This is a genomic window from Streptomyces ossamyceticus, from assembly GCF_001418475.1.
GTDB lineage: Bacteria > Actinomycetota > Actinomycetes > Streptomycetales > Streptomycetaceae > Streptomyces > Streptomyces ossamyceticus.
Genome location: NZ_LIQX01000755.1, coordinates 1 through 7,625 on the forward strand (window position 1 = coordinate 1; position 7,625 = coordinate 7,625).

Annotated in this window: 6 protein-coding genes; 1 reads left to right on the forward strand and 5 read right to left on the reverse strand. The window is 69.9% G+C overall.

Features of this window, described 5'->3' with window-relative positions:
• Positions 1 to 539 precede the first annotated feature (539 nt).
• Positions 540 to 1,547, reverse strand: coding sequence for a stage II sporulation protein M (locus AOK15_RS38105; protein ID WP_055523396.1), 1,008 nt, complete (start codon positions 1,545 to 1,547; stop codon positions 540 to 542).
• A 139-nt stretch (positions 1,548 to 1,686) separates the two neighbouring features.
• Between AOK15_RS38105 and AOK15_RS38110 the strand changes: the two genes are divergently transcribed.
• Entirely contained in the window at positions 1,687 to 2,748 is a 1,062-nt protein-coding gene (locus AOK15_RS38110; RefSeq protein WP_185093707.1) for an RDD family protein, read from the forward strand.
• A gap of 101 nt (positions 2,749 to 2,849) precedes the next feature.
• Here AOK15_RS38110 and AOK15_RS38115 read toward each other — a convergent pair whose 3' ends face one another.
• From AOK15_RS38115 to manA, 4 genes are all read right to left on the reverse strand, one after another.
• Positions 2,850 to 3,464, reverse strand: coding sequence for a hypothetical protein (locus AOK15_RS38115; protein ID WP_055523401.1), 615 nt, complete (start codon positions 3,462 to 3,464; stop codon positions 2,850 to 2,852).
• 142 nt (positions 3,465 to 3,606) lie between these two features.
• A complete protein-coding gene (gene ahcY / locus AOK15_RS38120; protein ID WP_055523403.1) occupies positions 3,607 to 5,064 on the reverse strand; it encodes an adenosylhomocysteinase in 1,458 nt (485 codons plus the stop codon).
• A 374-nt stretch (positions 5,065 to 5,438) separates the two neighbouring features.
• A complete protein-coding gene (locus AOK15_RS38125) occupies positions 5,439 to 6,416 on the reverse strand; it encodes a cation diffusion facilitator family transporter (protein ID WP_055523405.1) in 978 nt (325 codons plus the stop codon).
• A 166-nt stretch (positions 6,417 to 6,582) separates the two neighbouring features.
• Positions 6,583 to 7,625, reverse strand: a 1,043-nt coding sequence (gene manA, locus AOK15_RS38130; protein ID WP_055523407.1) for a mannose-6-phosphate isomerase, class I, incomplete at its 5' end; no start/stop codon positions are given.

Genomic DNA, 7,625 nt, shown 5'->3' on the forward strand with positions numbered 1-7,625 from the left:
AATGATCCGATGGTTCACAGCGTCCTCGCTGTGTTTTTTCAAAGGAACCTCGTCCCGACCGAACCGGCCGGAGACGGGGTATCAACATATCTGGCGTTGATTTTTGGCACGCTGTTGAGTTCTCAAGGAACGGACGCTTCCTTTGTACTCACCCGATTCTCTCGGGCTTTCCTCCGGGCGCTTCCCTTCGGTCTTGCGTTTCCGACTCTATCAGATCCGTTTTCCGTTCCGTTTCCGGTCGGAATTCATTTCCCGGTAGCCGTTGGAGGGCTTCTGCCTATTCGTTCGCCTTGCGGCTCCCTTTCGGCGAGTCCGACTTTATCAGAAGTTTTTGACCGGCCTTACCGACCGCTCTTCCTGATTCATCGGGGCGGGCTCACTCGTGAATCTCGTCCACGAGGAACCGGTAGATGTTCACCGTCACCTGGGGCATATCCACCACTAGGCAACTGTTCGAATCTACCTCCCCGCAAGCTCCGTGTCAACGGTTCTCGCGGGAACGACGACGACACTAACAGCCCGACGGGGGTGGATGCACATCAGGCTGCTGTGGGCACCATGGCGCTGCGCTCGTGCTCCTCGACGTCGCCTGTCTCGCCGGCCCGAGCCGCGCGTCCGCCCAGGACATAGACGTAGGCGAGGAAGGCGAGTTCGGCGAGGACGCCGATGCTGATGCGGGCCCAGGTCGGCAGGCCGGACGGGGTGACGAACCCTTCGATGGCGCCGGAGACGAACAGGACCAGCGCCAGGCCGATCGCCATGCCCACTGCGGCCCGCCCCTCCTCGGCCAGGGCCGAGCGGCGGGTACGGGGCCCGGGGTCGATGACGGTCCAGCCGAGGCGCAGGCCCGTGCCGGCGGCGACGAAGACCGCGGTCAGTTCCAGCAGGCCGTGGGGAAGGACGAGGCCCAGGAAGACATCGAGTCGGCCCGCCGAGGACATCAAGCCGATGCCCACGCCCAGGTTGAGCATGTTCAGGAGAAGGATCCAGAGAACCGGCAGGCCCAGGAAGATGCCCAGGACCAGGCACATGGCGGCGGCCTGGGCGTTGTTCGTCCACACCTGGGCCGCGAAGGAGGCCGCGGGATGGCTGGAGTAGTACGTCTCGTACTGGCCACCGGGGCGCGTCATCTCGCGCAGCGCGTCGGGGGCAGCGATCGACGCCTGGACGTCGGGGTGGGTACCGATCCACCAGCCCAGGAGGGCGGCGACCAGCGTGGAGAGAAGTGCGGTGGGGACCCACCAGTGCCGCGACCGGTAGACCGCCGCGGGGAAACCGTGGGTCAGGAAGCGGACGACATCGCGCCATGAGGAGCGGCGGCCGCCCGTGACCGCGCTGCGCGCGCGTGCCACGAGTTGGCTGAGACGGCCGGTGAGCTGAGGGTCCGGGGCGCTGGACTGGATCAGGGAGAGGTGGGTCGCCGTGCGCTGGTAGAGGGCGACCAGTTCGTCGACCTCGGCGCCGTTCAGGCGGCGCTGGCGGCGGAGCAGTACGTCGAGGCGGTCCCACTCGGCGCGATGGGCGGACACGAAGACATCGAGGTCCATCGGGTTTGCTGCTCCTCGTCCCTCTCGAACTGCGTGTCAGCTTGTCGTACAGGTCGTACTGCGGCGCGATGTGGCTTCAGCTTGGCAGACTGGCCAGTCTCGGGGCAGGTCAGGGGATGGAACCGGAAGGACTGCGGGTGTGAGTGAGCTAGTGACGGGCGAGGCGGTGGCGCTGGAGCTGCGTCCCGCGAAGCTGCCGAGCCGGGCGCTGGCCGTGCTGCTCGACCTGGTCGTGGCGATGGTCGTCTACCTCGTGGTGACCCTGCTTCTGGCCCTGGCGACGGCCGGTCTCGACGAGGCGGCGCAGATGGCGACAGCCGTCGCGAGCTTTCTGCTTCTGCTGGTGGGTGTACCGATCGCGGTGGAGACGCTGAGCCACGGGCGTTCGCTGGGGAAGCTGGCCTTCGGGCTGCGGGTCGTGCGGGACGACGGTGGGCCGATCCGGTTCCGGCACGCCCTGGTGCGCGGTGCCGTCGGCGTCGTCGAGATCCTGATGACCTTCGGGGTCGTCGCGTGCATCGCCTCCTTGGTGTCGGCGCGGGGGCGGCGGCTGGGGGATGTGTTCGCGGGGACGCTGGTCGTGCGGGAGCGGGTACCGGCGGGAAGGTCGCCGTTCGTGCCTCCGCCACCTCCCTGGCTGGCCGGGCAGTTCTCCGGACTCGACCTGTCCGCCGTTCCGGACGCGCTGTGGCTGGCCATCCGCCAGTACCTGACGCGGATGGGACAGCTGGATCCGCATGTCGGAGCGGCGATGGCGGAACGTCTCGCCTCGGATCTCGCCGCGCGTACGGGGACGCCCGCGCCGTTCGGCGTGCCGCCGGGCGCCTATCTCGCGGCCGTGGTGCACGAGCGCCAGGCGCGTGAGGCGCGCCGCGCCTTCGGCGGTACGACGGGCCCCGCCGTGGTGCCGGGTGGGCAGGGCCCGGGCGCCGGGTGGGCAGCCGGGCCGGCTGCGCGGCCGCCGATGGGGCCCGGATATCCCGTGCCGCCTGCCGGGGGCTTCGCTCCCGCGAGCGGGGCGGCTGTTCCCGGTGTGCCGACACCTGGCCCCACCGCCGCGCCACCGGTCGCCCCCGCCACCGGCGCTCAAGCGGCTCCCCCTCCTGCCTCGTCGGCTGCGCCCGGGGCCTCCGCTCCCGTCGAGGCGCCGCGGCAACCGCCTGCCGAGCGGCCGAGCACCGGGTTCGCGCCACCCGGCTAGCTATGCCCTACCGGGCCGGCCGTCGCCAGCAGATGCCTGACTACCCCGTCTGGCACGGCCGTGCCGTGGGCGGCCGCCCTCCACCTCTCAGCCGACCCCCGTCAGGCGAACGTCGACGGTGGTGATTCCAGGTGTTCCAGCTCCACCCCAGGGGCCGCGAGGACCACGTCTCCCGCGATGTGAACGGTGTGCTGTTCACCGGTGTCCAGGGCTGTGACCTGGTATTCGTCCACGGTCAGGGGGTCGTTGTCAGTGGCGTGTGCTTCTCTTGCGATCAAGGCCCAGGACTGGTCCACGGTGCGCGGGGCCAGGACCGGGTCGGTGAAGGCGACGAGGCGTACGCGCGTCGCGGCATCGGAAGGGGTGAGGCGCAGAAGGCGGGCGGTGGCGATGAGGAACGCCGGGGAGGTGCCGGTGAAGGCGTGGGCGCGGACATTGCCTTCGGTGGCATGCGTGCCGGTGGGGTCGGTGCGGACCCAGGTGACACCGTCGAGGGCGGCGCCGCGGACCTGCCAGCTCGCGGCGTGGAGTTCGAGGCGGAGGGGGCGGCCCAGTTCGTCGAGGGCGAGGTCGACGGAGCCGGTGTGGTCGCCGGAAGGGGCGGTCAGCTGGGACACATAGCGCCAGCCGGAGGGACCCGGCGCGCAGTGGAAGTGTTCTTCGGCGAGGAGGGTGTGGTCGTGCGGGTCATGAAGCGAATACCGGCCGCGGGGCATGGGCGTCCTGAGTCGTGACGGGCTGATCCGGCTGGCGGGCGTGCCACGGGCCGAACGGGCAGGCCCCCGGCACGGGGGTGCGGGGGCCTGCCTGTGAGCTGCCGCGGGAGTGCGTCAGCGGAAGTGCGTGATCAGTACCTGATCAGTAGCGGTAGTGGTCCGACTTGTACGGGCCGTCGACCTCTACGCCGATGTACGCGGCCTGCTCCGGGCGGAGCGTCGTGAGCTTCACGCCGAGCGCGTCGAGGTGAAGGCGGGCAACCTTCTCGTCGAGGTGCTTGGGCAGCGTGTAGACGCCGGTCGGGTACGCGTCGGGCTTGGTGAACAGCTCGATCTGGGCCAGGGTCTGGTCCGCGAACGAGTTGGACATCACGAACGAGGGGTGGCCGGTGGCGTTGCCCAGGTTCAGCAGACGGCCCTCGGACAGGACGATGATCACCTTGCCGTCGGAGAAGGTCCAGGTGTGGACCTGTGGCTTGACCTCGTCCTTGACGATGCCGGGGACCTTGGCGAGGCCGGCCATGTCGATCTCGTTGTCGAAGTGGCCGATGTTGCCGACGATGGCCTGGTGCTTCATCTTGGCCATGTCGGAGGCCATGATGATGTCCTTGTTGCCGGTCGTGGTGATGAAGATGTCGGCCTTGTCGACGACCTCGTCGAGGGTCGTGACCTGGTAGCCGTCCATGGCGGCCTGGAGCGCGCAGATCGGGTCGATCTCGGTGACGATGACGCGGGCGCCCTGTCCGCGCAGGGACTCCGCGCAGCCCTTGCCCACGTCGCCGTAGCCGCAGACGACGGCGGTCTTGCCGCCGATGAGGACGTCGGTGGCGCGGTTGATGCCGTCGATCAGGGAGTGGCGGCAGCCGTACTTGTTGTCGAACTTCGACTTGGTGACGGCGTCGTTCACGTTGATCGCCGGGAAGAGGAGGACGCCGTCGCGCTGCATCTCGTACAGGCGGTGGACGCCGGTGGTGGTCTCCTCGGTGACACCGCGGATCTCCGAGGCGAGCTGGGTCCACTTCTGGGAGCCCTCGGTGATGGTGCGGTTGAGGAGCTCCAGGATGACGCGGTGCTCGTCGTTCTCGGCGGTGTCGACGGAGGGGACCTCGCCGGCCTTCTCGTACTCGACGCCCTTGTGGACGAGGAGGGTGGCGTCACCGCCGTCGTCGAGGATCATGTTGGGGCCGCCGGTGGGGCTGTCCGGCCAGGTCAGCGCCTGCTCGGTGCACCACCAGTACTCCTCCAGGGTCTCGCCCTTCCAGGCGAAGACCGGGACGCCCTGCGGGTTGTCCACGGTGCCGTTCGGGCCGACGGCGATGGCCGCGGCGGCGTGGTCCTGGGTGGAGAAGATGTTGCAGGAGGCCCAGCGGACCTGGGCGCCGAGGGCGACCAGCGTCTCGATGAGGACGGCGGTCTGCACGGTCATGTGCAGGGAGCCGGTGACGCGGGCGCCGGCGAGGGGCTGGGCCTCGGCGTATTCCTTGCGGATCGCCATCAGGCCGGGCATCTCGTGCTCGGCGAGAGTGATCTCCTTGCGGCCGAACTCGGCCAGGGAGAGGTCGGCGACCTTGAAGTCCTGTCGCTGATCGACAGTCGTCATTAGGAGCTGCTCCTCGGTGTCGGGTCGAGGGTGGGTAGGGCTGGTCTGCGCGGCGGCGGACACAGGGGTGCCCGAAGAGGACACAGGCATGCCCGCGTGCGCGCAGCGCAGTCCGTCGGAGGCCCTCTCTCCCTCGGCCGGTCCTCGGTGGGACCGCCCGACCGCCATCAGCAGCGACGTCTGGCTCCGTCCCAAGCTACACCGGTCGACCCGTGCGGCCCCAGTCCGCCCGGAGAAGGATCAAGCCTTCCCCGAGGGGCGGCGGGGGCTCGTAGGGCTCTGGCCTGGGGTGTCGGCGGTGCGGTGGTGCATGGCCTGTGACGGGAAAGGGCCCGCCGTGTGATGCGGCGGGCCCGGTCCTGCGGGTGCGTGGGTCAGTGCTCGGCGGTCGGGGCGGGGCCGCCGGGGCTGGCGTCGGCGTCGGGGCCCTTGGCGGCCTCGGCCTCGCTGTAGATGTCGGGCTCCAGGTAGATGACGCGGGCGATCGGGACGGCCTCGCGGATGCGGGCCTCGGCGGCGTTGATGGCGTTGGCCACCTCGGTGGCGGTGTCGTCGTGCTGGACGGCGATCTTGGCGGCGACGAGGAGCTCCTCGGGGCCGAGGTGGAGGGTGCGCATGTGGATGACGCGGGTGACGGTGTCGCCGTCGACGACGGCCGCGGCGATCTTCTCGACCTCCTCGGCACCGGCGGACTCGCCGAGGAGGAGGGACTTGGTCTCGGCGGCCAGGATGATCGCGATGAGGATGAGCAGAGCGCCGATGCAGAGGGTGCCGATGCCGTCCCAGACGCCGTCGCCGGTCAGCAGGGCGAGGCCGACGCCGCCGAGGGCGAGGATCAGGCCGACGAGCGCGCCGAGGTCCTCCAGGAGCACGACGGGCAGCTCAGGGGCCTTGGCGTGGCGGACGAACTGCGTCCAGGACTTCTTGCCGCGGAGGGTGTTGGACTCCTTGATGGCGGTCCGGAAGGAGAACGACTCGGCGATGATCGCGAAGACGAGGACGCCGACGGGCCAGTACCAGTGGTCGATCTCGTGCGGGTCCTTGATCTTCTCGTAGCCCTCGTAGAGGGCGAACATGCCGCCGACGGAGAAGAGGACGATCGAGACGAGGAAGGCGTAGATGTAGCGCTCGCGGCCGTACCCGAAGGGGTGCTGCGGTGTGGCCTCGCGCTTGGCCTGCTTGCCGCCGAGGAGGAGCAGGGCCTGGTTGCCGGAGTCGGCGAGGGAGTGCACGGACTCGGCGAGCATCGAGGACGAGCCACTGAAAAGGAACGCCACGAACTTCGCTGCCGCGATGGCGAGGTTGGCGCCGAGTGCCGCCACGATCGCCTTGGTGCCGCCTGACGCGCTCATCTGTCCGGGGTGTCCCTTCGCCTACGCATGTGTCTGTGCATGGGCATGGGTACCCACGCTTCCGTCCGTCACCGGCCGGGCTTTGCCCGCCTTTTGCAGGGGGCATTGTTGCAGCCCGGCCTGGTGTCGGTGCGCCGGGTCGTGGATCAGGAGGGGGTCACGCCGTTCACGCGACGACCGTGGCGCGGAAGACGGTGCCCGGTCCGGACACCTCGGCCTTCTCGTCCGCCGGTACGAACACGGACTGGCCGGGGGCGAGGGTGTGTTCGCCCGCCCGTACCGAACCGGCCGTGCAGAGCAGGATCTGCGGGGTCGGGAGGGTGAGGTCGTGCGGGGCGGTGGCCTCGGGGAGGACGTAGCGGGAGAGGCGGAACTCGTCGATGGGGGTCGCGTAGACCTCCTCGCCGTCGGGGGCCGCCTCGGGGCGCAGGACGCCCGGGTCGGTCGCCTCGAAGCGGACGACGCGCAGCAGTTCGGGGACGTCGACGTGCTTGGGGGTGAGACCGCAGCGCAGGACGTTGTCCGAGTTGGCCATGATCTCCACGCCGAGGCCGTCGAGGTAGGCGTGCGGGATGCCGGCGCCGAGGAAGAGGGCCTCGCCGGGCTGCAGGCGTACGTGGTTGAGCAGCATGGCGGCGATGACGCCGGGGTCGCCCGGGTAGTGGTGGGCGATGTCGGCGTACGGGGCGTGGTCGCCGCCGAGGCGTGCGCAGGCGGCCGCGGCGTCGGTGACCGTCTCGGCCATCGCCTCGGGGTCGGCGCTCAGGACGGCCGTCAACACCTCGCGCAGCGCGGCCTCTTCGGGGTGGGCGTGCAGGAGGTCGACGTACGGCTTGAGGGAGTCGACCTCGAGGGCGGCGAGCAGGTCGGCGGCGCGCAGCGGGTCGCGGAAGCCGCACAGGCCGTCGAACTCCGTGAGGGCGCAGATCAGTTCGGGCTTGTGGTTGGCGTCCTTGTAGTTGCGGTGGCCCGCGTCGATCGGGATGCCGCGGCTCTCCTCGTCCTCGTAGCCCTCCCTGGCCTGTTCGAGGTCCGGGTGGACCTGGAGGGAGAGGGGGGCGCCGGCGGCGAGGATCTTCAGCAGGAACGGCAGGCGGGGGCCGAACTTGGCGACGGTGCGGGGGCCCAGCTCGCGTTCGGGTGCCTCGTCGATCACCTCGGTGAGGGGGCCGCGCGGGGTGCGCGAGGGGCTGTCTCTTATAACCATCT

Excerpts from the sequence above, each read along its gene's own strand:
- AOK15_RS38105 (WP_055523396.1), bottom strand. The coding sequence starts at position 1,547 with ATGGACCTCGATGTCTTCGTGTCCGCCCATCGCGCCGAGTGGGACCGC.
- AOK15_RS38115 (WP_055523401.1), bottom strand. The coding sequence starts at position 3,464 with ATGCCCCGCGGCCGGTATTCGCTTCATGACCCGCACGACCACACCCTC.
- ahcY (WP_055523403.1), bottom strand. The coding sequence starts at position 5,064 with ATGACGACTGTCGATCAGCGACAGGACTTCAAGGTCGCCGACCTCTCC.
- AOK15_RS38125 (WP_055523405.1), bottom strand. The coding sequence starts at position 6,416 with ATGAGCGCGTCAGGCGGCACCAAGGCGATCGTGGCGGCACTCGGCGCC.